This window comes from Kribbella endophytica, from assembly GCF_054781295.1.
Genome location: NZ_BAAGUR010000004.1, coordinates 240216 through 265413, shown reverse-complemented (window position 1 = coordinate 265413; position 25198 = coordinate 240216). Strand labels below are relative to the sequence as shown.

Below are 25198 nucleotides of genomic sequence, written 5' to 3'. Positions count from 1 at the left end.
GTGATGTCATCGTGTGACATCACCCAGGCTACACCTTTGATGTCACACGATGACATCGCATAGGATCGGGTCCATGGTGCGTTGGGAGCCGGGTGCGGCGGAGCGGCTGCGCGAAGCGGCGATGGCGCTGTACGCCGAGCAGGGGTATGACGGGACGACGGTCGCGCAGATCGCCGACCGGGCGGGGGTGACGGCGCGAACGTTCTTCCGGCACTTCGCGGACAAGCGGGAGGTGCTGTTCGCGGGGTCTGAATCGTTGGAGCAGGTGATGGTGGAGGCGCTGGTTTCGGCGCCTGCGTCGGCTGGGCCGATGTCGGCTGTCGCCGCGGGGGTGCTGGCGGCGGGATCGGCGTTTGTCGGTCGGCGGGACTTCTCGCGGCAGCGGTATCAGGTGGTCTCGGCGACGCCGGAGCTGCGGGAGCGGGAGTTCATCAAGATGGCTTCGCTGGTGTCGGCTTTCAGTGCGGCGTTGCAGGAGCGTGGGGTTGCGCCGGCGCGCGCGTTGCTGGCGGCGGAGACTGGGATCACTGTGTTTCGGGTGGCTTTCGAGCGGTGGGTCGAGGGGGATGAGGAGGATCCGGTCACGGTGATTCGCGAGACGCTGGCGGAACTGACCGAACTGACGATGTAGGTGGGCTTGGTTTTTGGTTGACGCCCGTCGCCTCTCAAGTCTTCCCCGGATCCTGCTGTCCTTTCGCGACCCACCAACCACCTCAAGCCCAACGATCTGATCAGCTACTTGATCTGTCGGCGGACCTTGCGGAGAAGGGCTTTGAGCAGCGTCGGCGTCTCCTGCGGCGGCGGAATGCTCGCGGCGAGAGTGTCGAGAATCTTCGTGTAAGCGTCGACATCGTCGCGCTTGTCCAGGTACAGCGCACTCGTGAGGTGCTCCAGGTAAACGACGTCGGGCAGATCAGGCTTAGGGAACCGCAGCACGCTGAAAGCTCCGCCCGATGCAGCGTGACCAGTGCTGGACGTCGGGACGATCTGGAGCGTGATGTTCGGGCGCTTGACCGCTTCGAGCAGCGCGGCGAGCTGTGCGCGGAGAACATCGGGTCCGCCGATCGGCCGCACCAGCGCGGACTCCTCGACGATCGCCCAGAACTTGAGCGGCGGCTCACGGTCGAACATCACCTGCCGGGTCCGCCGAAGCGCGACCAGTTGCTCGATCTCCTCGTCAGACCGGTCGGCGGTCGCGGTCAGCTGCGCGACGGCTCGCGTGTAGTCCGGCGTCTGCAGTAGTCCGGGGATGAACTGGATCTCATACGTACGGATCAACTCCGCCGCAGCTTCCAGTCCGAGATAGGCGTCGAACCAGTCCGGCGTCACGTCGCCGTACTGATGCCACCAGCCCGGGTTATTGGCGTCGCGGGCCAGCTGGACGAGCCGGTCGCGCTCGGGCTCGTCGCGTACGTCGTACAAGCTGAGCAGGTCGAGGACGTCGCGTTCCTTGAAGCCGACCCGGCCGAGCTCGAGCCGGCTGATCTTCGACTCCGAACCGCGGATCGCCCAGCCCGCGTCGGCACGACTGACTCCGGCGCGCTCCCGCAGTCGTCGCAGGTGCGCGCCCAGCATGATGCGCAGGGCCGTCGGCCCCGGCTCGTTCCGCCCGGCCATGTCTGCAGTTTACAGGAAGATCGAACAGATGTTCGAATCGCCTGGTAATCTGTGACGTGTGGGACGAATGAGGTCAGAGGAGTGATTTCGTGAACATGAGAACGGCGTCGTCGTCGAGCCGCACCAGCTCGCCGGGCGGGACCTGATGGTGGTCGTAGATGAGTCCGCGGCCGTCCGGCAGGTAGCCGCGGCGTACGTACATGCGCTGCGCTGTGCCGTAGTCCGCGTAGAGCCCGACGCCCAGGCCGACCACGTCGGATCGCTGGGCGACCAGTGCCTCGGCGGCGTTCATCAGGCCGCTGCCGATGCCTCGGCGCCGGTAGGCCGGGAGGACATTGAAGTCCTGAATCTCCGGTATGCCGTCGAAGGGCTCGTACGGCGAGCGCCAGTTGACGGTCACGTACCCGGCGATCTGCTCGTCCTGCGTGGCGACGAGGGTGCTCCGACGTCCGGCCTGCTCGTCCTCGAGGTACGTCGCGAACGTGCTGAGTGGCTTCGCCCAGCCAGCCGCGTTGAACGCCGCAAAGATCTCCGCCGGGTCCGAGTTGGTCAACGGGCGGATCGTGAATGTCATGGTGCTCCCCAGCAGCTCGGCGACCCCGCGAGCGTACGTCGGGGAGCCGAGGGGAGTCGCACGATTTAGGTGCGGGAGCGAGCTTGCGACAGGTGTTCGCGGGGCGGGATGCCGAGTTGCTGGGGAGCAGAACCTCTGGCTGACCGCGCTCAAGGCACTGCCGGTGCTTCAAGCCGAGAGGTTCCGCCTGCGACGGGGGTGCGTTCGGCCATTCGTCCGAGCGGGTGGACGTGTTCGAGGCGATCCGCCGAGCGGCGACCGCTCGGCCACCGAGCTACAGCCGTGTCCGCGACTCGGCGTGTGGCCGGCGGCTGCACCAGCACGGTCTCGGCCGGCCGCGCGACGAGCTTTTCGCAGTACGCGAGCGCCCGATTGATGTCCTTGCCTCCACCGAGCTGCGTCCCGAACAGCACGTCGACCGGATCCTCGAGCTGGATTCCGCGACCAGCGCCTGCGCCCCCGGCAGCAGCCGGGCGCGAGGGCGTTGTCCGGCGGCCGCAGGTTCGGTGGTGGCTGGGGGTGGGATGCCCGAGGCGAGTCGGTGCCCCGGGGTCGTCCTGCGACTTGAGCGGGTGCGGCGGCAGTTTGCGACGCTGACGGGTGGTAGCCGGGGCGGTGGGATCAGGCCGCGTCCGGCGTCCGCGTGCACGTTCCGGACGGTCATGCCCACCTCCGGTGGGTGACCGGGCAGAATGGCGAGCTGGATCCATGCGGCGGTGTTTGGCCGGTGGCGTCTGTCGCGGTTGGTGTGTGGGTGCTGCTGCGGCTCGGCTTGCGCTTGGCTGGCGCGACCTCGGCGTACCGGCTAGTCGCGGAGGTACTCGGCTCGCCAGCGGTAGCTGGTTGGGTTGCTGGGGCTGGGGGCTCGGTCCAGTTGGATTAGGCGGAGGTCATCTGCGGCAAAGGCGTCGATGGAGGCTCGGGTGAGGGGCCAGGGTGGGCCTTCGACGGTTTCGTCGGGGACGTCGTCTTCGCGGGCGGCGGCGATGACGATCAGGGTGCCGCCGGCGCGGACCTGTTCGCCTACCTGGTGGGTGGCGGCCGGCTGGATCGGGATGGGGAGGGCCTGGACGGTGAAGATCTCGATGACCAGGTCGAACGCTCGGTGCCAGTCGGCGGGTGGGTTGAGGAGGTCGGCGACCTGGTAGTGGGCCTTGGAATCGGGGTGGGCTTGTTGGGCGGCCGCGACTGCGGTGGGGGAGATGTCGAAGGCGATCGTGTCGTACCCGAGGTCCGCGATGAACTCCGCGTCCCAGCCGGTGCCTGCGCCGACGATCAGTGCGCTCTTGCCTGCGCCGTCGGGCTGGGCGGTCGAGATCCAGTCGGCGAGGAGGGGGTGCGCCATGCCGCGATCCCACGGCACGACCGCCTTGCCATCCGCGGCAGCGGAGTACAGCTCCTCGAACCAGCCGGTCGGGTCGTCGGCCTCCAACGACTTGTGCGCCAAACGCCGCGAGGCAACGTCAGGGTCCTGGCTAGCCGGACCGACAACGTCGGCGTCCGGTTTTGCTGTGCCGTCGACGTCAGGATCCAAGTTCGCCGCAGGGGCCACGCCGCGAGTGTGATCCTCCGCGCCGTTGACGTCAGGAGCCTGGTTCGCCGCCCCGGGGTTGGGGGAGTCCTGAGCGGCGTACTGGTCTGTCATGGAGCCTCGTCTGGTTGGTGGATGGCTTGGAGGGTCTGCACAGTGTCGGCCTCGGCGGGGGTCTTGTCGTCGCGGTAGCGCAGGACGCGGGCGAAGCGCAGTGCCATGCCGGCCGGGTAGCGCGGGGAGGTCTGTACGCCGTCGAAGGCGATCTCGACCACGATCTCGGGGCGGAGGTACACCGTGTAGTTGTCGCGGCTGGCTTCGATCTCCTGGAAGCGTTCGGTCTGCCAGCGCAGCAGTTCGTCGGTCAGGCCCTTGAACGTCTTGCCCATCATCACGAACTCGCCGGTCTTCTCGTCGCGCGCGCCGAGGTGGAGGTTCGACAGCCAGCCGGTGCGCCGGCCGTGGCCCCACTCGGCGGCCAGGACGACCAGGTCGAGAGTGTGGGTCTGCTTCACCTTCACCCAGCCCGAACCGCGGCGGCCGGCCTCGTACGGAACCGAGAGCGACTTCACCATCACGCCTTCGTGGCCGCGCTTTACCGCGTCGGCGAAGAACGCCTGGCCGGCTTCGGCGTCGTCGGTGACGAGGCGGGGGATGCGCCGGTGCTCGGGGACGAGTTTGCTCAGCCACTCGTGCCGCTCGGCGCCGCCGAGGCCGAGGAGGTCCTGGCCGTCGAGGTGCAGGATGTCGAAGAAGTACGGCGTGAGCGGCACGGTCTCGGGGCCGGTCGCCGCGCGCGTCGCCGTACGGGAGCCTGTGACCTGGAATGCCTCGGGGCGGCCGTCTGGGCGGAGGGCGATGAGTTCGCCGTCGAGGACTACCTGGTCGGCTTTGAGTTCGAGGGTTGCGGCGACGACTTCGGGGACGCGGGTGGTGATGTCGTCGAGAGTGCGGGTGTAGACGACGACGTCCGGGCCGTTGCGGTGGACCTGGATGCGGATGCCGTCGAGCTTCCACTCGAGTGCTGCTGGGGAGCCGGTTTTCGTCATTGCTTCGGCGACGGTGGTTGCTGATTGGGCGAGCATGGGTTGGACGCCGCGGCCGACTTCCAGACCGAACTGGGCGAGGCCGGCTTCGCCTTCGGTCAGTACGGCGACTGCTACCGGGGCTGCTGCGCCTCGCAGCATTGTCGCCGCTCGGATTTTGTCCAGGGGGATGCCGGTGGCCTTGGCTACTGCATCGGCCATTACGCCGTCCAGGGCGCCTTGTCGTAGTTCGCCGGCGACCAGGAGCCGGAGGAACTGTTGCTCGGCTTCGGTGGCTCTTGCGAATAGCGCGTCTACGGCTGCTCGCTTGCGGGCTTGGGAGCCGGTGCCGGAGATCTCGGAGAGGTCGGCGAAGGCTTGGTCGACCTCTTCGACCGTCAGAGATGGGTGTGTTGCTGGTGCGGGGACGTCGGTGAGGGTGCGCCAGCCGACGCCTGTACGCCGCTGGCGGAGCTCGCCGGAGAGGTAGGTGACGACGACCTCGGTCTCCACCGGATTGGTCACGGCCGCCAGCAGTTCGGCGATGAAGCCGGCCTTCGCCAGGCGCGACCGGGTCCCGCTGAGAGCGCTGGAGGTAGCAACCACGTCGGCAAGCAACATGCACCCAGTCTCACCCATGGCACCGACATATTCTGGGAGTTCTGAGGCGTCAGGGGAGCTTGGGGAGGTTGTCGAGGAAGTCTGCTGACGGGGTGAAGAAGAGGGTGCCGGTGGAGGCGGTGGAGAAGTCGAGGATTCGGTCGTAGTTTCCTGCTGGTTCGCCTAGGAACATGCGGCGGAGCATTAGTTCGGTGACGGCGGGGTCTTTGGCGTAGCCGATGAAGTACGTGCCGAACTCCTCCTCGCCGATGGAGCCGAAGGGCATGTTGTCGCGGAGGATCTTGAGCTCGTTGCCGTCCTCGTCCTCGATGACGTTGAGGGCGATGTGGGAGTTCGACGGCTTGGCGTCGTCGTCGAGCTCGATGTCCTCGAGCTTGGTGCGGCCGATGACGAGTTGCTGCTGCTCGACCGTGAGTGCGTTCCAGGCCTTCAAGTCGTGCAGGTACTTCTGGACGATCACGTAGCTGCCGCCCGCGAAGTCCGGGTCCTCGGGGCCGACGACGACGGCGTCCTCGGCGTCGCGGCCGCTCGGGTTCTCGGTACCGTCGACGAAGCCGAGCAGGTCGCGCATCTCGAAGTACTTGAAGCCGTGCACCTCGTCGACGACCGTGGCGGCGCCGTCGAGGACCTTCATGATCTGCTGGGCCAGCTCGAAGCACTGGTCGAGGTGCGCGGCGCGGATGTGGAAGAGCAGGTCGCCTGGTGTCGAGACAGCCTTGTGCTTGCCGCCGTCCAGCTCGATGAAGGGGTGCAGGCCGCGGGGCTTCGGGCCGCTGAAGAGGCGGTCCCAGGCGTCGGAGCCGATGCTCGTCACGCAGGACAGGTTGCCTGCTGGTACGCGGAAGCCGACTGAGCGGATCAGGCCGGCGACCCGCTCCAGCAGGTCGCGCGCCGTCTCCTCGCCGCCTGGCTCGATGCGGACCACGAGGAAGATCGCCGAACCGGTCAACGGCATCAGCACCGACTGCGGCAGGGCGCGCGTCGAGGCGGTCGGGCCGGGCGTCGGGTCGGTGACCATTCGGGGCTCCTTCAGTTCGTACGACGTACAGGCGTCAGCATGCAGGAAAGGTGGGCGGAGGAGACGCATCGGGGTCCCTGCGAGCCTTGGCAGAAGGCTGCCGGTCGGCCGGAAGGGGGCGCTTGTGGACCTGCTGTCGCGCGAGCTTGAGCTGCCTGGCCGCAGGTCTGTACTCCTGGCCGACGCCCACCACTGGTCAACTGGCGCCCTCTGGTGATCTTCAGGCTCAGCCGAGGCTGGAACTTGACGGTCACGGGTCGTTGATCAGTGGTGGGCGTCGGCCAGGATTGTGGGCTGACGTTGCCTACCGGGTGTCCGTGGGAATCCGCTGGCGCGTGCCTGGGAGCCGGCCCCAGGCACGCGGTGTGCTGGTCCGCGGAGATGACGCTTGGGTGCAGGTCGGCGGGGATGCGGCCGGGGAGGTTGCCGGCGGTTGAGGCCGCTGCGGCCGAGGAATAGCAGGTGGAGGTGTTCTGTCGGTGGGGACGAATCGGGTCTGCAGCGGTTTGTGAGGTCGTGGCGAGTGGGCCTGTTGCGAGTGTGGGGTGCCCGGGCCAGTGGAACCTGGCGCGGGGCGGCGGCCTGTGGTGTGGCTGGGCGATGCCCCACGGCGTTGGGTGCAGGTCGGCGGGGATGCGGCCGGGGAGGTTGCCGGGGGTTAGGCCGCTGCGGCCGAAGAAGGAGAAGTAGTGGTTTGGCGGGTGGCGGGTGGAGACGACGTCGGGCTGCAACGGGGCTGGCACTGCGGGGTGGGGCAGCCGGAGGGCGTGCAGCGGGGCGGGTGTTGTGACGTCCGGCCGCACCGGGGGTGGCTGTTGCGACGTGGGGGATGCGGCGAGGGCAGGGGGCGTGAAGTGGGGGTGCTGCGGGGGTGGGTCACGCCGGGCGCATCAGGCGGTCCAGGAAGGCGATGAGGAGGGTTTCTCGGAGAGCCGGGGGTGCTACGTCGAGGAGGGCGTTGATGGGGGCCATTTGGGTGGGGAGGGTGCCGGTGGCGGCTGTGGTGGCTAGGCCGGCGATGGAGAGGAGGCCGTCGAAGGCTGCGTCGTCGAGGGTGGACGGGTCCAGGGCGGTGGCTGCGGCGGCCAGGTCGGGGGAGATGTGGACAGGGCCGGAGGTTTGGGCGGAATGGGTTGCTGTGGTTAGGGCGTCTACGAGTTCGTCCAGGCGGTGGGCGGTGGCTGCGCTGACGGTGAGGTGGAGGGATGGGGGCTGGTCGCGGAAGCTGAGTTGGGGTTGGACGAACCAGCCTCGGGTGGCCATTTCGTCGGCGAGGGTGAAGACGTCGGAGCGGGGGTCGGTGCGGAGGGCTATGAGGGTGGTGGCTGGGGCGGCGAGGAGGGTTAGGCCATCGATGTCGGATGCGCGCGTGGCCAGGTCCTGGGTTGCGTCGTAGGCGACGCGGGCTAGTTGCTGGTAGCCCTTGTTGCCGATGTGGTTGATGACGGCCCACGCGGCGGCGAGCGGCGCGCCGGACTTGGTGGACTGCATTGTCGAGTTGAGCATGGTGTATCCGGGCCAGGCAGCGCTGGCGAAGAACTGTGGGCGGCGCAGGGCGGGGTCCCGGTGCAGGAGGATCGAGGCGCCCTTGGGGGTGTATGCGTACTTGTGGAGGTCTACCGAGATGCTGGTGACGCCGGGGACCGCGAAGTCGAAGTCCGGTACGGCGATCCCGTCGAGGCGTAGGTAGGGGAGGATCCAGCCGCCGATGCAGGCGTCGACGTGGCAGCGGATGCCGCGGGCGGCGGCCAGTGCGGCGATCTCCCGGACGGGGTCGACGACGCCGTGGGCGTACGACGGGGCGCTGGCGACGACGAGGACGGTGTTGTCGTCGACGGCTGCGGCCAGGTCCTCGGGATCTGGCGTGAAGGTGGTCGGATCGATGTCGACCACGATCGCTCGGACGCCGAAGTAGTGCGCGGCCTTGTGGAACGCGGCATGCGCTGTGGCGGGGATGACCATGTTGGGTGAAGGCGACCGAGCAGCGTCGCGGGCTGCCTGGACTGCCAGCAGTACGGACTCGGTGCCGCCTGAGGTGACTGTGCCGACGGCGGTCTCGCCGTTCAGGAGCCGGGCTGCCCAGCCGACGAGGTCGTTCTCGAGGGTACGGAGACTCGGGAAGACCGTCGGATCGAGCCCGTTCGTCGCGCCGTACTGAGCCAGCGCCGCGCGGCCGATCTCGTCGGCTTCGGCCAGGCCGGAGTCGTAGACGTACGCGAGCGTGCTCCCGCCGTGGGTCGGCAGGTCGCCTTCCTGCAACGCGCGCAGCCGGGCGAGGACGTCGGTCATCGGGCCTCCAGGACTTCGTCGGCGGTCAGCCGGTAGCGGGTCAACGAGAAGAAACTCAGGGCGATCAGTACGGCGGGCACCAGCGACAGTCCGACGACGATCGCAGTCAGGGCAGACCCCGGCTGCACGGCGGACCGGTCGGTCGACGACACGTACCCACCCAACGCGAGCACCAGCGCGTAGAGCCCAGGACCAAGAGCCAGCCCGAGCGTCTCGCCGGCCGTCCAGACACCCGTGAACACACCGGCCCGCCGTACGCCGCTGCGCACGGAATCGACCGCGGCCACATCGGGCAGCATCGCGAGCGGGAACACCTGCGCACCCGTGAACCCGATCCCGACGATGCCGATCGCGACGTACACGCACCACGTCGGCACGTGCTGCGCGGTCGTCAACGCCAGAGCACCCAGCCCGAGTACGCCGGACGCGGCCAGGAACCCGGTCCGCTTCCCGTAGCGTTGACCGAAGGCCAGCCACAACGGACTGACCAGCAACGCCGGACCGACCACGCAGACGAACCCGATCGTCGCCGCGCCGGGATCGCGCAGCACGTACCGCGCGAGGTAGTCGATCCCGGCGAGCATCGACCCGATCGCCAGCGCCTGCAGCATCAGCGTGATCAGCAGCCAGCGGAAGTCGGCGACCCGCGCGACGAGCCGGAGCTGGTCGCGCAGCGTGCCGGTGGTCTCCTGCGGACGGCCGATCGGGGCGCGCCGCGTGCCGACGTACGCGCCGATCGTGCCGAGCGCGAGCAGGACGGCAACCGTCAGGCCCATCACGCGATAGCCGTCGCGGCCGCCGATGGCGTCGCGGATCGCGGGCGAAGCGCCGCCGCTGACCAGGATCGCGAGCGTCAGGAACGCGACCCGCCACGACATCAGGCGGGTGCGTTCGGCGTAGTCGTCGGTGATCTCGGCCGGCATCGCGACGTACGGCACCTGGAAGAACGCGTACGACGTCGCGCAGGCGACGAACGCGAGCAGCACCCAGGTCGCGTTCAGCGTTTTCGAGCCGAGATCCGGAGCAGCGAAGAGCAGCGCGAAACAGATCGCCAGCGCGAGGCCGCCGCGTAGCAGGAACGGGCGTCGCGGACCGAGCGGCGACTGGTGATGGTCGCTGATCCGACCGGCCACAGGATTGAGTACGACGTCGAGCGCCTTCGGCAGCAGCACGATCGCGCCGGCCGCACCGGCGGCGATGCCGAGGGTGTCGGTCAGGTAGGGGAGCAGGAGCAGACCCGGCACCGTGCCGAACGAACCGGTCGCGACCGAGCCGAGGGCATAGCCGACCCGTACCCGGCGCTGCTGCTCGACTGACATGGCGGAAGCATGCCAAAAGAACGTCGATGCGTGTCGAGCTTCGTCCACAGGGACGGGACTTGAGCTGATCTCATAGAGTCACGGCATGGCGTCGCAGGGAGGACCACCGCAGAACCAACCGCCGCACGAGCCTGTCCAGGATCAGCCGCGGCAGCCGGGGCACGGTACGCCGCCGGTGCCGAGCGGACAGCCGCTCCCGGGCGACGGTCCGGGCTTCTGGTCTCCTCAGCAACCGCCGCCGTGGACAGGCCAGCCGCAGCAGCAATACCCACCCCAGCAGCAACCGCCCTACGGCCAACCGCCGTACGGGCAACCCCCGTACGGACAGCAGCCCTACGGCTCCATGCCCTCCAACATGCGCCCACCCGAGCAGCGCCAAATCCCGGCGCCGCCCGGCACGCCCTTCCACCAGCTCGCGCGCAACGCCCGCTACAAGTGGTGGCGCCCACTCGTCGGCACCCTGGCGCTCGCCGCGTTCGCCTTCTTCGCCACGATCGCCGTCGTCCTGGTCTGGATGGTCGTGCACAGCGCGATCGCCGGCGACTTCCCCGAGACCGAGGGCGACAACCTCTTCCCGAACGACCTGGAGAACCTCGCCAGCACCCTCGTGATGCTCGCGATCCTCACTCCGGCGGTCGTCTTCACCGCGTGGGCGATCCAGCGCCGCCCACCGTGGAGCGTCGCCTCGGTCCTGAACAAGATCCGCTGGAAGTGGCTCTTCCTCGCCTGCCTCCCGGCGCTGGGCTACATCGCCGTGTCCTACGCCCTCAGCACGGTCGCCGACAGCCTCTTCCCGAACGCCGACCCGGCTCCCGCCGACGACGGCACCTGGGTCGGGTTCGCCGCGTTCATCGGCCCGGCACTGCTGATCCTGTTCCTCGTACCGTTCCAGTCCGGAGCCGAGGAGTTCGTGTTTCGCGGCTGGCTGGTCCAGGCCATCGGCGCCTACGCACCGAGCAGCGACGCCCGCAACGCCGTCACCCGGGTGATCTGGCGAGCACTCCGTACGCCGTGGCCCGCGCTCGTCATCAGCAGCGCGCTCTTCGTCTCCGCGCACGGCTACACGGGCTGGGCGATGGCCGACATCTTCCTGTTCGCGATGACGGTCGGCTGGCTGAGTGTCCGGACCGGCGGGATCGAGGCCGCGATCGGGCTGCACGCGCTGAACAACCTGTTCGCGTTCATGTTGCCTGCGGCAACTGGTCAGCTGGACAGCTGGGCCGACCAGGGCGGTGCTCCGTGGACGCTGCTGCTGACCGACATCCCGTCACTGGCCCTGTACGCGGTGAGCGTCGTCTGGCTCGCCAAACGCCAGAAGGTCGCCACCGTCAGCCAGTGAAAATCAGCAGAGATTGTCGGTGCGATCTGGCAGCCTGTCGGCCGTGACGAACAACATCGACACCGTCCTGTTCGACTGGGGCGGCACCCTGGCCACCTGGCACGACATCGACCTGTACGCCGTGTGGCGCTCGGTCGCCGTACTGATCGACGAGGCCCGAGCCGACGAGCTCGCGGCGAAGCTGGTCGCGGCCGAGGACGCCGCCTGGCTGCGGTCCCGCGACGAGCACGTCAGTACGACGCTCGAGGCCGTCTGCCTGGCCGCCGACGTGGTGATGACGCCGGCCGCGCTGGCGGAGTACGAGCGTCAGTGGCACCCGCACACCGAGCTCGACCCCGACGCGATCGGCATGCTGAAGGAGCTGCGTGATGGCGGTTACCGGATCGGCGTCCTGTCGAACACGATCTGGTCGCGGCAGCGGCACGAGGACATCTTCGCCCGCGACGCCGTACTGGAGCTGATCGACGGCGCGGTCTACACCAGCGAGGTGCCGTGGACGAAGCCGCACCCGGAGACGTTCCTGGCCGCGATGCGGGCAGCGGGCGCGAGCGACCCGAAGAGTTGCGTGTTCGTCGGCGACCGGCTGTTCGACGACGTCTGGGGCGCCCAGAACGTCGGCATGCGGGCCGTGCACATCCCGCACAGCAACATCCCGACGAACCAGGTCGGCCACACCGAGGGTGCACCGGACGCCACCATCCAGCGGCTGTCCGAGCTCCCCGGCATACTGGACGGTTGGAGATAGACAGGACCCCCGGGCCTCGAAAGGCCCGGGGGTCCTGGGTGGGGTTTTGGTTGGCTACGGCTGCCTGGGTGGCTCAGACCTAGGCGGCCAGCGTCGGGTCGGCCATCAGGCGCAGGCGCCCCAGTGCCTCGCGCTCGATCTGCCGGACCCGCTCCGCCGAGATGCCGTGCACCGCGCCGATGTCGGCCAGCTTGGCCTGGCGACCGTCGTGCAGCCCGTAGCGGCGACGGATCACGTCGGCCGACCGCGGGTCGAGCTGGTCGACCAGGCTGAACAGTCCGGACCGGTCGGAGGCGTCCGCGACCAGCTGGTCGGGGCCCGGCGCGGTCTCGGCCGCGATCAGGTCGCCCAGCGAGGTCTCGCCCTCGTCGTCGATCGGGTTGTCCAGGCTGATGTGGTCCCGGCCGATCCGGATCAGCTCCGTGACACGTTCCGGGTCCAGGTCCAGCTCGCCGGCGATCTCGTCGATCTCCGGCTCACGTCCGAGCTTGCGCTCCAGCGTCCGCCGGGCCGATCCGATCTGGTTCAGCTGCTCGACCACGTGCACCGGCAGCCGGACCACCCGGGCCTGCTGCGCGATCCCGCGGGTGATCGCCTGGCGAACCCACCAGGTCGCGTACGTCGAGAACTTGAAGCCCTTGCGGTAGTCGAACTTCTCCACCGCGCGGATCAGTCCCGTGTTGCCCTCCTGGACCAGGTCCAGCAGCGGCATCTGGGAACGTCCGTACCGGCGGGCGATCGAGACCACGAGCCGCAGGTTGGCGGTGACGAACCGCTGCTGGGCCTTCTGGCCTTCCGCGGCCAGCCACTCCAGCTCATCCTGCGTCGCGTACTTCGGCGCGCCGCCCTTCTTACGTCCAACCCGCCCCTCGGCCAGCAGTTGCTCCGCCAGGAGTCCTGCCTCGACCGTCTCAGCGAGCTCGACTTCCTCCTCCGCCGTCAGCAGCGGAGTGCGCGCGATCTCCTCCAGGTAGAGACCGACGCTGTCCTTGCCGTCGATACCTTCGTCCATTGACCGGACACGAGCCATGCGAGCCACCGAAACTCCCTTCGTCGTTACATGGAGAGCAACGCTCGAGTGAGGTTCAAGATTCCACGACGAGTGTGTAAACAGCCTGAACGTTCCCTGAGAGTTCCCGGCACTCACGCCTTCAGGAACCGCCGAACAGCGGGGAACTGCTGAAAATGATTACTGAATGTGTCACACCACACATCGTCATTCGTTGCTGTCCATGGCAACGCGCCCGGTACCCGCCGGATTCCCGTGGAAACGGGACAACCGGGGGCCGGGCGCGAGCGTCTTAAGGGGTTAGGCCAAACCCAGGGTGTCGAGCTCCCAGGCCAACGTGAAGGCGACTTCGCGCCACGCGTCGTACCGGCCGCTGCGGCCGCCGTGGCCGGCCTCCATCTCGGTCTTCAGCAGGACGTCGACGTCGCCGGTGGCCGTTTCGCGCAGTTTCGCGACCCACTTGGCCGGCTCGACGAAGAACACCCGGGTGTCGTTGAGGCTCGTGATCGCGAGGATCCGCGGGTACTGCTGCGCCGTCACGTTCTCGTACGGCGAGTAGGACTTCATGTACTCGTAGACCTCGGGGTCCTCGAGCGGGTTGCCCCACTCCTCCCACTCGATCACGGTCAGCGGCAGCGACGGGTCGAGGATCGTCGTCAGCGCGTCGACGAACGGCACCTCCGCGACGATCCCGCCGAACGCCTGCGGCGCCAGGTTCGCGATAGCGCCCATCAGCAGCCCGCCGGCGCTGCCGCCCTGCGCAACGATCCGCTCCGGCCGGCTCCAGCCGTCCTTGGCCAGGTGCTCGGCGACCGCGACGAAGTCGGTGAACGTGTTCCGCTTGGTCAGCATCTTGCCGTTGTCGTACCAGTGCCGCCCGAGCTCGCCGCCGCCGCGCACGTGCGCGATCGCGAACACGACGCCGCGGTCCAGCAGCGACAGCCGCGGGATCGAGAACCACGGGTCCATCGAGGACTCGTACGAGCCGTAGCCGTAGAGCACGACCGGCGCGTTGCCGTCCTTGGCGACGTCCTTGCGGGCGACGATCGAGACCGGCACCTGCGTCCCGTCCTCGGCTGTCGCCCACTCCCGGTACTGCGTGTAGGCGCTCAGGTCCACACCACCGAGCACGGGCTGCTGCTTGAGCAGCCGCCGCTCGCCGGTCGCGACGTCCACGTCGTACGTCGAACCGGGCGTGACCAGGGACGTGTAGCCGAACCGGTACCGGGTGTCGTCCCACTCGTCGTTGCGGCCCGGAGCGACGGTGTAGATCGGCTCGTCGAAGGTGAGCACGTCCGGAGCGGCGAAGCCGTCGCCGTCGCGGCGCATGACGGCCAGCTCGGTCAGCGCGTCCCGGCGCCGGTACAGGATGACGTGCTGGGCGAACGCGTCGACGCCGAGCAGCCGGCTCGACTCGTCGCCCTCGAGCAGCGTGGTCCAGTCGCCCGGCTTGTCCAGCGGGGCGGTGGCCAGCGAGAAGTTCTCAGCGTCGGCGTTGTGCGTGATCAGCAGCTGGTCGCCCGCGTGCTCGACGTCGTACTCGACGCCCTCGACGCGCGGCCGGACGACAACAGGCTCGCCGGTCGGGTCCTGCGCGTCGAGCAGCCAGACCTCGCTGGTCAGCTTGCTGCCGAGCGCGATCTGGATGGCCTGCTCGTTGCGGGTCAGGTCGACGCCGATCCAGTACCGCTCGTCGGCCTCTTCCTTGACCAGTACGTCGTCACCGGAGCCGCCGAGCGCGTGCCGCCAGACCTGGAACGGACGCCAGGCGTCGTCGACCTTCGTGTAGAAGATCGTCGAGCCGTCGGCCGACCAGGCCGAGCCGTAGTGCACCTCGGGCAGCTCGTCGGGCAGCAGCTCGCCGGTGCGCAGGTCCTTGATCCGCAGCGTGAACCGCTCGTCGCCCTTGAGGTCGATCGAGTACGCCAGCAGGTTGCCGTCGGGGGAGACGTCGACGGTGCCGAGCGAGAAGAACTCCGAGTCGCCGGCCAGCACGTTGCCGTCGAGCATGACCTCCTCGCCGGGGATGTCGCCGTCGGTGGCCGGGGGCTGGTCGCCGTCGGCGAGCACCCGGCAGCTGATCGCGTACTGCTGCCCCTCGACCGTGCGGGTGTAGTACCAGTAGCCGCCGAGCCGCGCGGGCACGCTCAGGTCGGTCTGCAGGGTGCGTTCGGAGATCTCGCCGAAGATTGCCTCACGCAACGAATCCAGGTGCGCGGTGCGGGCCTCGGTGTAGCTGTTCTCGGCGCGCAGGTGGTCCAGCACCTCGTCGTTCGACTTGTCCCGCAACCACTCGTAGTCGTCGACGAACACGTCGCCGTGGTGGGTACGTTCGATCGGCTTCTTCGCGGCGACAGGGGGAGTCAACTCAGGCATGTGGGGAGACTACCCGCGCCCGTGTCAGAGGCTGTACGTCGCCACGACGGGCGCGTGGTCGCTCCAGCGTTCCGCGTACGTCGGGGCGCGGTGGATCTCGCAACCGGTGGCCGCGTCGGCCAGGGCCGGCGAGGCGATCTGGTAGTCGATCCGCCAGCCGGCGTCGTTGTCGAACGCCTTGCCGCGCCACGACCACCACGAGTACGGGCCGGGTCCGTCGCCGCCGAAACGACGACCGAGATCGACCCAGCCGGCCTCGAACAAACGATCCATCCAGGCGCGTTCCTCGGGCAGGAAGCCGCTCTTCTTGCGGTTCGCCTTCCAGGCCTTCAGGTCTTCCTCGCGGTGCGCGATGTTCAGGTCACCGCACATCAGCACGTGCCGCCCGTCGGCGCGCAGCTCGGTCAGCCGGGCGGTGATGGCGTCGAGGAACGCGTACTTCTCCTCCTGCCGCGGCGGCGTCTCGAACTCGCCGGTGAACACGTAGGTGCTGACTGCCGTCAGCGTCGACCCGTCGTCCAGTACGACGTCGGCCTCGACCCACCGACCGGCCCCGTCGAACCGCTCCGGGCCGATGTCGGTCCGCTCCAGCTTGATCGGCCGGCGGCTCGCGACGGCGACGCCCGCGCGGCCCTTGCTGCCTTCGATCGCGGGTTCGGCGTGTGCGAGGTGCCAGTCGCCGCCGAGGTGGTCGCGCAGGACCTCGTCGGTCGCGCGGACTTCCTGCATCAGCAGGAGATCCGGGTCGGTCTGCTCCAGCCACGGAGCCATGCCCCGCCGGTACGCCGCCCGAACCCCGTTCACATTCACCGTGGCAACCTTGAGCACGCCCGCAACCCTAACCGCGATCGAGCGGTACGCCGTACCGCCTCACCGTCAGAGTGTGGTGAGAACGGCAGCCAGCGATCGCTCGCACAGGTCTTCGACCTCTTCCGCTACCACGGTCGGGTTGTCGATCCAGGTCAGCAGGATCTGCTCGACGTACCCCTGCCAGCCCAGGCAGACCAGCTCGACCTTCGGCGTCGTCTCGACGCCCTGCTTGGCCAGGGCGTCGATCACCCAGCGGCTGAAGACCTGACGCAGCTCGGAGTGCAGAGCCCGTACGGCGGGGTCGCCGGCCGCGGACATCAGCAGGGTCGCGCGGTAGAGCTGCGGGGCTTCGAGGACAGCACGGACGAAGGCGCGGATGCCGGAGCTGAGCTGCTGGTCGGGCGGCAAGGAGAGGTCGGGGGCGGTCCGGAGCATCAGCTCCGAAGCGGCTTCCTCAATCACGGCGTACTGGAACTTCTTCTTCGAGCCGAAGTAGTGGAAGAGCAGGGCGGGGGAGACGTGGGCCTCGGCCGCGACGCGCTCGACGCTCAGGTCGCCGTGCGGGTCGGCCTCGAGCACCCGGCGCGCGGCGTCGAGGATCTGCGCCCGCCGTTCGTCCGGCCGCAACCGGGGTGCGCGGTGCTCTGAGGCTTGGGTCATACGGACAGTCTATTGAGTATCAGCTCAATAAGCACTTACTGTTGAGTATCGACTCAACAGACGGAGGTCCGCGATGGCCGGCAAGGTCGTACTCATCACAGGCGCGTCCCGGGGGATCGGTGCGGCGGTGGCGCGCCGGCTGGCGAGCGAGGGCGACACCCTGGCGCTGGTCGGGCTCGAACCCGACGAGCTGAAGAAGGTCGCCGAGGACTGCGGTCCCGACGCCGGCTGGTGGGAGGCCGACGTCACCGACCTGGAGTCGCTGCGGGCCGCGGTCGAGGCCGTCCACGAGCGATACGGCCGGATCGACGTCGTCGTCGCGAACGCCGGGATCGCAGCGCCGGGCTTCACCCGGAGCATGGACCCTGCGGTCTGGGAGCGCGTTCTCGATGTCGACCTGTACGGCGTCTGGCGGACCGTTCACCTGACGCTGCCGCACCTGATCGAGAGCAAGGGCTACCTGCTGCTGGTCTCGTCGCTGGCGGCCGTCGTCCACATCCCCGGGCTCGCGTCGTACAACACGGCCAAGGCCGGGGTCGAAGCGATGGGCAACAGCCTGCGCGCCGAGCTGCGGCACCTCGGCGTCCGGGTCGGCGTCGCGCACATGACCTTCGTCGACACCGACATGGTGCGCGGCGTCGACGACCACCCGGTGTTCGGCAAGGTCCGGACCGGCATCCCGTTCGCGAGCCGGGTCTACCCGTTGGAGCTGGCCGTCGAGAAGTTCACCGCGGGCATCAGGAAGCGCTCCCGCGTCGTGCACGTTCCTGGTTGGATCGGTCCGATGAAGATCTTCCGCGCGCTGATCCCGCACATCGTCGAGCTCGGCAGCCGGGGGTCGGTCGCCAAGGCCGACCGCGCCGCCCTGGCCGACATCGAGGCCCGAGGCGCCGACGTCTCGTCCCGCGCGTCCGGCGCCGGTGGCCTTGCCGACACGGCCAAGGCGAAGGGCACTCGCGGATGAGCGAACGCCCGTACGACGTCGTGCTGCTCGGCGCGACCGGCTTCACGGGAGCGCTCACCGCGGCGTACCTGGTGAAGAACGCGCCATCCGGCCTGAAGCTCGCGCTCGCCGGGCGGAACAAGTCGAAGCTGGAGAAGCTCCGCGCCGATCTGAAGGCTCCCGACCTCGACCTCCTGCACGCGGACGTCGAGGATCCGGAGTCGCTGAGAGCGGTGGCCGAGGCGACCCGCATCGTCGTCACCACCGTCGGCCCCTACATCAAGTACGGCGAACCGCTGGTCGCGGCCTGCGCCGCCGCGGGGACCGACTACCTCGACCTGACCGGTGAGTCGGAGTTCGTCGACAAGATGTACGTCGCGTACCACGCCAAGGCCGTGGAGACCGGAGCGCGGCTGATTCATTGCTGCGGCTTCGACTCGATCCCGTACGACCTGGGCGTGCAGTTCACCGTCGAGCAGCTGCCGCAGCGCGTACCGATCAAGGTCGACGGCATGATCCGCGCCGGCGGCAAGCCGTCGGGTGGAACGTGGGAGACCGCGATCACCGCGTTCTCCCGCGGCAAGCAGAACCTCGACGCCCACCGAGCCCGTCGTCGCGTCGAGGAGCGACTGACCGACCGCTCGGTGAAGGTGTCGCCGGCCCGCATCCGCCGCTTGCAGGGGTTCTGGGCGGTCCCGCTGCCGACCGTCGACCCGCAGATCGTCCGCCGGTCGGCGCTGCTGCTCGACGCGTACGGGCCGGACTTCACCTACTCGCACTACGCGGCCGTCAAACGGTTGCCGATGGTTGCCGGGGGCATCGTCGGAATGGGCTTGCTGGTCGCCGCCGCGCAGGTCCCGCCCGCGCGCAGGGCGCTGATCGACCGGATCAAGGCCGGGGACGGACCGTCGCCGGAGCGGCGGGCGAAGTCGTGGTTCAAGGCGCGCTTCGTCGGGTCGGGCGGTGGCAAGCGCGTCGTGACCGAGGTCGCCGGTGGTGATCCCGGGTACGACGAGACGGCGAAGATGCTAGGCGAGTGCGCGCTCTCGCTGGCGCTCGACGAGCTGCCGACGACGTCGGGTCAGGTGACGACCGCCTCGGCGATGGGCCCGGCACTGCGCGAGCGATTGGTTGCCGCGGGCATCAGTTTCCGGGTGATCTCCACCGAGGAGTACTGAGCGTGCGCCGGGTGAGATCGGCCGACGGGACGGAGATCGCGCTCTACGAGTACGGCGAACCGTCCGCGCCGCCGCTCGTCTGCGTGCACGGGTACCCGGACAACGCCCGTCTGTGGGAGCCCGTCGCGCAGCGTCTCGCGGAGCACTTCCACGTCATCACGTACGACGTGCGCGGCGCGGGCAGCTCCGACCACCCGCGCGGGCGTTCGGCGTACGAGCTCGACCGGCTCGAAGAGGACTTCACCGCGGTCCTCGACGCGGTCGCCGGTGACCAGCCGGTGCAGCTGCTCGCGCACGACTGGGGCTCGATCCAGTCCTGGCACTTCGTCACCAGCGAGCGGTTGCGTGGGCGGATCGCGTCGTTCGTGTCGATCTCGGGACCCTCGCTGGATCACGCGGGCTACTTCTTCCGTGGTCGTCGGCCGCGGCGGGAGAAGCTCTCGCAGCTGGCTCACTCCTGGTACATCTTCTACTTCCAGCTGCCCTGGGTGCCTGAGCTCGGGTGGCGCACCGGGTGGGGACAGCGCGCCACGGCCAAGATGGAGCTGAGTGCTGGAGGGCGAGCCGCGCCGGAGGGAGAACGCGCTCTCCCGGACTATGTGAACGGTCTGCAGCTCTACCGCGCGAACGTGCTGCCGCGACTGCTCCGGCCGCGCCCGCGGCGTACCGACGTACCGGTGCTCGCGGTGTCTCCGGACGGCGACGCGTTCGTCACGACGCCGCTGCAGACCGACGTCGCGCGCTGGGCCCCCAATCTCAGCGTCCAAGTGGTCAGGGGAGGGCACTGGTTGCCCCGGAACGATCCCGGACTTGTCGCGCGGTTGACCCTCGAGCACACCCGGCGGGTGGCAGGCTGGCAGGTATGAGAACGCTCCTGAACCTGATCTGGCTGGTGCTGGCCGGATTCTGGCTGGCGGTCGGCTACGCGATCGCCGGTCTGATCTGCTGCATCCTGATCGTCACCATCCCGTTCGGCATCGCGTCGTTCCGGATCGCCGGGTACGCGCTCTGGCCGTTCGGCCGGACCATCGTCGACCGCCGCGGTGCGGGCGCCGGTTCGGTGCTCGGCAACATCATCTGGGTGGTCCTGGCCGGCTGGTGGCTGGCGCTCGGGCACCTGGTGACCGGCATCGCGCTGTGCATCAGCATCATCGGGATCCCGCTCGGCCTGGCCAACTTCAAGCTGATCCCGATCTCGCTGCTGCCGCTGGGCAAGGACATCGTCTCCACCGACGAGGCCTTCGGCGCCCGATGAGAACGCTGACCGTGCTCGGGTCGTGCGGTGCCTGGCCTGAGGCTGGTCGGGCATGCGCCGGGTTCCTGCTCGAGTACGACGGGTTCAAGGTCGTGCTGGATCTCGGGTACGCGACGCTGCCGCGGTTGCTCGAGCACTGCCCGGACGGCGACGTCGATGCTGTGGTGGTGACGCACGAGCATCCTGATCACTGCGTCGACGTGAGTGCGCTTGCGCGGGTGCGGCACTACCAGGCGCCTGAGGCTGCGCCGATTCCGCTGTACTGCCCGCCGGGGGTGCTGGACGTACTGCGGGCGCTGGAGCCGCGTCCTGATCCGGCGACGGTGTTCGACGTGCACGCGCTGGATACGGCGCGGGAGATCGGGCCGTTCCGGCTGGAGAGCGTTCTCTTGCCGCACTACAAGACCAACCTCGGCCTGCGGCTCAGTGCGCCGGGGCTGACGGTTTCCTACACGGGGGACAGTGGGCCGTCGCCTGACCTGGCTTTGCTGGCTGAGGGTGCGGATCTGTTCATCTGCGACGCGACGCATCAGGAGCCGCCGGCTGAGGGGCCGCGGTTCCTGATGACGGCTCGGGAGGCCGGGACTGCGGCCGCAGGCGCTCGGAGATTGCTGCTGACGCACTTCTGGCCGGGGTCGGATCGCGCTCTCTCGGTGGCTCAGGCGCGGGAGAACTTCGCGGGTGACGTGATCGCCGCGGAGGAAGGGCTTGTTGTTGATCTGAGTTAGTCGGCGTCGCTGAGCCTGGCGTGGCGGAAGGCCGAGCGGTGCAGCAGGACGGCCTGCAGGACCATGCCGGCGACGCCGATCCAGAGGGCTTCGCGATGGCCGAGATGGTCGGCGAGGACGCCGCCGAGCACCAGCCCGACGGTGAGGGAAGCCCGGTTGACCGAGCGCAGCGTGGCGTGCATCCGGCCGAGCAGACGGGTCGGGGTGACGGACTGGCGGTAGCCCATCTCGATCGGGCTGTCGATGCCGATCGAGAGCCCGAAGGCGAACTGGCTCACGCACAGCATGACGAACCCGAGGGTGTTGTCACCGGCCAGCGGGATCAGCAGGTAGCCGGCCGGGCTGATCCAGCGGCACAGGATGATCGCCGGCCCGACGCCCATCCGCCGTCCGAACCATCCCGAGGACGTCGCGCCGATCACGGAGCCGACGCCGCCGATCGCAAGGGTCACGCCGACCGCGGCGACGCTGAGGTCGAGGGTCCGGTAGGCGAACACGGTGTACGCCGTCACGATGATGCCCTGGAAGACGAACCAGACGTGGCCGGTCACCGCGAGCGGAGTGGTGGTCGGGTTGCGGTAGACCCACGCGAGGCCGTCACGGATCTCCTGGCGCAGGTCCCGCGGGATGTCCTTGCCGGGGGCAACTTCCGGGACGAGCGGCCGGACGGTGAGCAGGAGCAGGCCGGAGATCAGGTAGGACAGCGCGTCCAGGAGGATCGCCAGCGGTGCGCTGATCAGCTGGACCAGGAAACCGGCCACGGCCGGTCCGCCGGTGGTGGCGACGGCGCTGGTCTGTTCCAGGCGCGCCCAGGCCGGGGTGAGCAACGCGGTCGGAACGAGGACGGGCGGGTAGGACTGGTGTGCGGCGTCGTACCCGAGCGACAGCGCGCCGAAGACGAGCACGACCGCGATCAGCAGCGGCATCGAGAGCACGTCGAGCGCGGCGAAGAGCGGGATCAGCGCGAGAACGAAACCGCGGGCCAGGTCGGCGGTGACCAGGATCGGCTTGCGGCGGTGCCGGTCGACGAAGACGCCGGCCAGCAGCCCGAGCAGCAGGTACGGGAACCAGCGCGCGGCGTTGATGACGCCGACCTCGCTGTCGGACGCGCCGAGAGTGAAGATCGCGATCGCCGGCAGCGCCACGGTGGTGATCGACGTACCGGCCATCGAGACCGCGTCGGCGGCCCAGAACCGGACGAACGCCGGGTACCCGAGCAACGGCCACCGGCGATTCATGCCCGGACCCTATCCAGCGCGCCGCGTGGGGAACGTTGCCGGGGCAACGATCGGGTGGGTACGGAGTGCGCCGCACGTCCGCCGGGCAGCAGGCCGTCCCCGGGACCTGGGGCACGGGCCAGTCGCGCTCACGCCGATTCTGGCGACTGACCCGTGCTCTCGGTCGCGGGGACGGTGCGGCGGGTCAGGAGGACTTCTCCTTCTTCTTGGCGGCCTCGACGAGCTTGCGGACGTTCTCGATCGATCCCGTGCCGGACTCGATCAGCCGGGCCCGCTCGGCCGCGAACTTCTCACCGAGGTCGTCACGCACCTCCTGCGACACGTCGGTCCGCGCCGGGTTGAGCACGTCGCGTTCTTCCTCGTCGAGGTGGTGGGACAGCGCCTCGGACAGCTCGTGCGTCTTGTCGCTGAACTCCTCCGACGCGGTGTCCTCGACCTCCATCAGCTCGAGCAGGGCCTCGTTGCCCTCGTCGTGCTCGTGCTCGGAGTGCTCGACCTCCTCGGCGTCGATCGCGTCCTTCTTCCGCAGCTGGGGGTAGACCTTCGACTCCTCGGCCTCCGCGTGCGCGATCAGAACCGTCGCGAGGTCGGCCAGTACGGCGGCCCGGTCGCTCTCGACGTCCCGCAGTTCGCGCAGCGCCTCCTCGAACCAGCGGTGATCGGCCAGGATCACCTCGACCACGTCACCACCGGTGTGCTGCAGAATCTTCGGCATCGAACCCTCCAAGTCACTGCCCGGCAACCACACCGGGATCGCCCTGCCGGTACCCGCCCCGGGCGACGGCATGCATACGACACCACCGGTTACTCTCCGGGCATGGCCACCACTCGCGCGCTCGTCCGCCGCCCCAGCCCGCGTCTCGCCGAGGGACTGCTCACGCACCTCGAGCGGGTCCCGGTCGACGCAGACCTCGCCGTACGGCAGTGGGAGCAGTACGTCGACGCGCTGACCGCCGCCGGCTGGACGACCGTCGAGGTCCCGCCGGTCGACGACTGCCCGGACGGTGTGTTCGTCGAGGACACGATGGTCGTGTACGGCGACCTCGCGGTGATCGCCCGCGCCGGCGCGACCGAGCGACGCCCCGAAGCCGCGGCCGCCGCTGAAGCTGTCGAGGCGCAGGGCTACCGCCTGGCCCACATCGATGCCCCCGGCACCTTCGACGGCGGCGACATCCTCAAGGTCGGCATCACCGTGTACGTCGGCCAAGGCGGCCGCACCAACCAGTCCGGCTTCGACCAGCTCCGCGCCCACCTCGAACCCCTCGGCGCCCAGGTCATCGCCGTACCGGTCCGCAAGGTCCTGCATTTGAAGTCCGCCGTCACGGCCCTCCCCGACGGAACGGTCATCGGCTACGAACCCCTCGTCGACGACCCGACCGCCTTCCCCACCTTCCGCGCGGTCCCCGAGGAGCCCGGCTCCCACGTCGTACTCCTCGACGACCATCACCTCCTGATGGCCGCCTCGGCACCCCGCACGGCCGAATTGTTCTCCGACCTCGGCTACACCCCGATCCCCGTCGACATCACCGAGTTCGAAAAACTGGAAGGCTGCGTCACCTGCTTGTCAGTCCGCCTCCGCGGCTGACTCGTCCTCGGGTGGCCGGTGCTCGATGCGGGTCAGCTCCGGGTCTTCGATGGCGAAGGTGCGGATGGGGCCTCGGGTTTCGGGGGTTTCGAAGCGGACGGTGACTCGGCCTCGGCCGGCGCCCCAGACCCAGCCGGCGCCGTACGTCGGGTGGGTGACGTCCTGGCCGGGCTGGTAACCCGTCTGGCGTTCGCGGGGGCGGACGGGGACCTCGGGGAGGTCGATCGCGGCCTCGGCGGCTTCGTCGGCCTCGGACTCGGTGAACAGGTCGTCCTGGATCCAGTCGGCCAGGGAGGAGACGCCGACGCCGAGCAGGCGGATGCCGCCGGAGATGTCGCTGTCGTCGAGCAGGCGGCGGGCGACGCGGGCGACGACGCGCGGGTCGTCGGTCGGGCCGGCCAGGGTGGACGAGCGGGTGTGGGTGGTGAAGTCGTGCATCCGCGTCTTCACCGTCACGGTGCGGCCGGAGAGCTGGGCCTTGCGGAGACGTTCGGCGACGCGGTGGGCCATCCGTTCGCTGATCGCGGTCAGCAGCGAGCGGTCGATGATGTCGGTCTCGAAGGTGTCCTCGATACTGACCGACTTCGTTTCGCGGTCGCTCACCACCGGCCGGTCGTCAGCGGCGACGGCGAGTCGGTGCAGGCTCGTGCCGTGGGCGGAACCGACCTGGCGGATCAGCTCGTCCTCGTCGAGCAGTTGCAGATCCGCGACCGTCCGGACGCCGGCCATGCTGAGTCGTTGCGCGGTCGCCGGACCGACGCCGGGGATCACGGTCACCTGCATCGGCGCGAGGAACTCGGCCTCCGTCCCGGGCGGTACGACGACCACGCCGTTCGGCTTGTCGAGATCGCTGGCGATCTTCGCGATCAGCTTCGACGTACCGGCACCGACCGAGGCGGTCAGTCCGCCGCTGGCTTCCCTGATCGCGTCCTTGAGGTCGTCGGCGATTGCTTGGACGTCGTCGACGGTGAGGTCGTGCAGCCCTGCCGCCGACAGGTCGACGAACGCCTCGTCCAGCGACAGCGGCTCGACCAGCGGTGACAACGCGCGCATCTGCGCCATCACGGTTTGGCTGGTCGCCCGGTACACCTCGAACCGCGGCCACAGGTACGCCGCGTGCGGGCAGCGCGACCGCGCTTCCGCTGTCGACATCGCCGAGCGGACGCCGTACTTGCGGGCCTCGTACGACGCCGTCGACACGACCCCGCGCAGGCCGATCCCGCCGACGACGACAGGTTTGCCGCGGAGGGAGGGCTTGTCCCGCTGCTCGACCGCCGCGAAGAACGCGTCCAGGTCGACATGCAGGATCGACGGATCGGCACGCACTCCCACAGTCTC

Annotated in this window: 23 protein-coding genes; 9 read left to right on the top strand and 14 right to left on the bottom strand. The window is 69.1% G+C overall.

The genetic code is table 11. From position 1 onward, the window contains the following. Nucleotides 1-73: 73 nt before the first annotated feature. Nucleotides 74-631, top strand: a complete 558-nt coding sequence (locus ACYVIO_RS33105) for a TetR/AcrR family transcriptional regulator (protein WP_460654877.1) — start codon at nucleotides 74-76, stop codon at nucleotides 629-631. 104 nt (nucleotides 632-735) lie between these two features. Here the strand turns inward: ACYVIO_RS33105 and ACYVIO_RS33100 are convergent, their stop codons facing one another. The 7 genes from ACYVIO_RS33100 to ACYVIO_RS33070 all read right to left on the bottom strand — a co-directional run bounded on the left by ACYVIO_RS33100 (nucleotide 736) and on the right by ACYVIO_RS33070 (nucleotide 9994). Continuing rightward, nucleotides 736-1617 (bottom strand): helix-turn-helix domain-containing protein, encoded by an 882-nt coding sequence (locus ACYVIO_RS33100; RefSeq protein ID WP_460654876.1) that lies wholly within the window; start codon nucleotides 1615-1617, stop codon nucleotides 736-738. Between the two features lie 73 nt (nucleotides 1618-1690). Beyond that, nucleotides 1691-2191: a GNAT family N-acetyltransferase gene (locus ACYVIO_RS33095; protein WP_460654875.1), complete on the bottom strand. Its 501-nt coding sequence runs from the start codon at nucleotides 2189-2191 to the stop codon at nucleotides 1691-1693. An 805-nt stretch (nucleotides 2192-2996) separates the two neighbouring features. Beyond that, the gene (locus ACYVIO_RS33090; protein WP_460654874.1) at nucleotides 2997-3836 is read right to left on the bottom strand and encodes a class I SAM-dependent methyltransferase; all 840 of its coding nucleotides are present in this window, start codon (nucleotides 3834-3836) and stop codon (nucleotides 2997-2999) included. Then, nucleotides 3833-5368 carry an ATP-dependent DNA ligase gene (locus ACYVIO_RS33085; RefSeq protein ID WP_460654873.1) on the bottom strand — a complete coding sequence of 512 codons (1536 nt, stop codon included), beginning with the start codon at nucleotides 5366-5368 and terminating at the stop codon, nucleotides 3833-3835. Before ACYVIO_RS33085 ends, ACYVIO_RS33090 begins: the two co-directional genes overlap by 4 nt. 49 nt (nucleotides 5369-5417) lie before the next feature. Beyond that, nucleotides 5418-6386 carry a Dyp-type peroxidase gene (locus ACYVIO_RS33080; protein ID WP_460654872.1) on the bottom strand — a complete coding sequence of 323 codons (969 nt, stop codon included), beginning with the start codon at nucleotides 6384-6386 and terminating at the stop codon, nucleotides 5418-5420. An 876-nt stretch (nucleotides 6387-7262) separates the two neighbouring features. After that, nucleotides 7263-8675, bottom strand: coding sequence for a pyridoxal phosphate-dependent decarboxylase family protein (locus tag ACYVIO_RS33075; protein WP_460654871.1), 1413 nt, complete (start codon nucleotides 8673-8675; stop codon nucleotides 7263-7265). Beyond that, on the bottom strand, nucleotides 8672-9994 hold the full coding sequence (locus ACYVIO_RS33070; protein ID WP_460654870.1) for an MFS transporter: 1323 nt from the start codon (nucleotides 9992-9994) through the stop codon (nucleotides 8672-8674). The genes ACYVIO_RS33075 and ACYVIO_RS33070 overlap by 4 nt, the downstream gene beginning before the upstream one ends. Before the next feature lie 85 nt (nucleotides 9995-10079). On the opposite strand from ACYVIO_RS33070, the gene ACYVIO_RS33065 reads away from it, so the two are divergent. Next, nucleotides 10080-11333, top strand: a complete 1254-nt coding sequence (locus ACYVIO_RS33065; RefSeq protein WP_460654869.1) for a lysostaphin resistance A-like protein — start codon at nucleotides 10080-10082, stop codon at nucleotides 11331-11333. Between the two features lie 43 nt (nucleotides 11334-11376). After that, nucleotides 11377-12078, top strand: coding sequence for an HAD family hydrolase (locus ACYVIO_RS33060; RefSeq protein WP_460654868.1), 702 nt, complete (start codon nucleotides 11377-11379; stop codon nucleotides 12076-12078). A 79-nt stretch (nucleotides 12079-12157) separates the two neighbouring features. Here the strand turns inward: ACYVIO_RS33060 and ACYVIO_RS33055 are convergent, their stop codons facing one another. The 4 genes from ACYVIO_RS33055 to ACYVIO_RS33040 all read right to left on the bottom strand — a co-directional run bounded on the left by ACYVIO_RS33055 (nucleotide 12158) and on the right by ACYVIO_RS33040 (nucleotide 16933). Further along, on the bottom strand, nucleotides 12158-13117 hold the full coding sequence (locus tag ACYVIO_RS33055) for a sigma-70 family RNA polymerase sigma factor (protein ID WP_460654867.1): 960 nt from the start codon (nucleotides 13115-13117) through the stop codon (nucleotides 12158-12160). 270 nt (nucleotides 13118-13387) lie between these two features. Then, the gene (locus tag ACYVIO_RS33050; protein WP_460654866.1) at nucleotides 13388-15463 is read right to left on the bottom strand and encodes a S9 family peptidase; all 2076 of its coding nucleotides are present in this window, start codon (nucleotides 15461-15463) and stop codon (nucleotides 13388-13390) included. A 24-nt stretch (nucleotides 15464-15487) separates the two neighbouring features. Beyond that, on the bottom strand, nucleotides 15488-16291 hold the full coding sequence (gene xth / locus ACYVIO_RS33045; RefSeq protein WP_460654865.1) for an exodeoxyribonuclease III: 804 nt from the start codon (nucleotides 16289-16291) through the stop codon (nucleotides 15488-15490). A gap of 48 nt (nucleotides 16292-16339) precedes the next feature. After that, complete coding sequence (locus tag ACYVIO_RS33040; RefSeq protein ID WP_460654864.1) at nucleotides 16340-16933, bottom strand: TetR/AcrR family transcriptional regulator; 594 nt, start codon at nucleotides 16931-16933, stop codon at nucleotides 16340-16342. A 73-nt stretch (nucleotides 16934-17006) separates the two neighbouring features. On the opposite strand from ACYVIO_RS33040, the gene ACYVIO_RS33035 reads away from it, so the two are divergent. The 5 genes from ACYVIO_RS33035 to ACYVIO_RS33015 are packed head-to-tail and all read left to right on the top strand — an operon-like array spanning nucleotide 17007 to nucleotide 21037. After that, nucleotides 17007-17897 carry an SDR family oxidoreductase gene (locus ACYVIO_RS33035; RefSeq protein ID WP_460654863.1) on the top strand — a complete coding sequence of 297 codons (891 nt, stop codon included), beginning with the start codon at nucleotides 17007-17009 and terminating at the stop codon, nucleotides 17895-17897. Then, entirely contained in the window at nucleotides 17894-19054 is a 1161-nt protein-coding gene (locus ACYVIO_RS33030; RefSeq protein ID WP_460654862.1) for a saccharopine dehydrogenase family protein, read from the top strand. The genes ACYVIO_RS33035 and ACYVIO_RS33030 overlap by 4 nt, the downstream gene beginning before the upstream one ends. A 2-nt stretch (nucleotides 19055-19056) precedes the next feature. Further along, nucleotides 19057-19920, top strand: coding sequence for an alpha/beta fold hydrolase (locus ACYVIO_RS33025; RefSeq protein WP_460654861.1), 864 nt, complete (start codon nucleotides 19057-19059; stop codon nucleotides 19918-19920). Then, the gene (locus ACYVIO_RS33020; protein WP_460654860.1) at nucleotides 19917-20309 is read left to right on the top strand and encodes a YccF domain-containing protein; all 393 of its coding nucleotides are present in this window, start codon (nucleotides 19917-19919) and stop codon (nucleotides 20307-20309) included. Before ACYVIO_RS33025 ends, ACYVIO_RS33020 begins: the two co-directional genes overlap by 4 nt. Then, the gene (locus tag ACYVIO_RS33015) at nucleotides 20306-21037 is read left to right on the top strand and encodes an MBL fold metallo-hydrolase (RefSeq protein ID WP_460654859.1); all 732 of its coding nucleotides are present in this window, start codon (nucleotides 20306-20308) and stop codon (nucleotides 21035-21037) included. The genes ACYVIO_RS33020 and ACYVIO_RS33015 overlap by 4 nt, the downstream gene beginning before the upstream one ends. On the opposite strand, the gene ACYVIO_RS33010 is transcribed toward ACYVIO_RS33015, so the two are convergent. Both ACYVIO_RS33010 and ACYVIO_RS33005 read right to left on the bottom strand, forming a co-directional pair. Further along, nucleotides 21034-22275 carry an MFS transporter gene (locus ACYVIO_RS33010; RefSeq protein ID WP_460654858.1) on the bottom strand — a complete coding sequence of 414 codons (1242 nt, stop codon included), beginning with the start codon at nucleotides 22273-22275 and terminating at the stop codon, nucleotides 21034-21036. The two genes, ACYVIO_RS33015 and ACYVIO_RS33010, sit on opposite strands and share 4 nt — an antisense overlap. A gap of 184 nt (nucleotides 22276-22459) precedes the next feature. After that, nucleotides 22460-22990 carry a hemerythrin domain-containing protein gene (locus ACYVIO_RS33005; RefSeq protein ID WP_460654857.1) on the bottom strand — a complete coding sequence of 177 codons (531 nt, stop codon included), beginning with the start codon at nucleotides 22988-22990 and terminating at the stop codon, nucleotides 22460-22462. A gap of 102 nt (nucleotides 22991-23092) precedes the next feature. Here ACYVIO_RS33005 and ddaH point away from each other — a divergent pair, with 102 nt between their 5' ends. Next, nucleotides 23093-23860 carry a dimethylargininase gene (gene ddaH / locus ACYVIO_RS33000; RefSeq protein ID WP_460654856.1) on the top strand — a complete coding sequence of 256 codons (768 nt, stop codon included), beginning with the start codon at nucleotides 23093-23095 and terminating at the stop codon, nucleotides 23858-23860. On the opposite strand, the gene ACYVIO_RS32995 is transcribed toward ddaH, so the two are convergent. Next, complete coding sequence (locus ACYVIO_RS32995; RefSeq protein ID WP_460654855.1) at nucleotides 23840-25186, bottom strand: DNA polymerase IV; 1347 nt, start codon at nucleotides 25184-25186, stop codon at nucleotides 23840-23842. The two genes, ddaH and ACYVIO_RS32995, sit on opposite strands and share 21 nt — an antisense overlap. Between the last annotated feature and the right edge of the window lie 12 nt (nucleotides 25187-25198).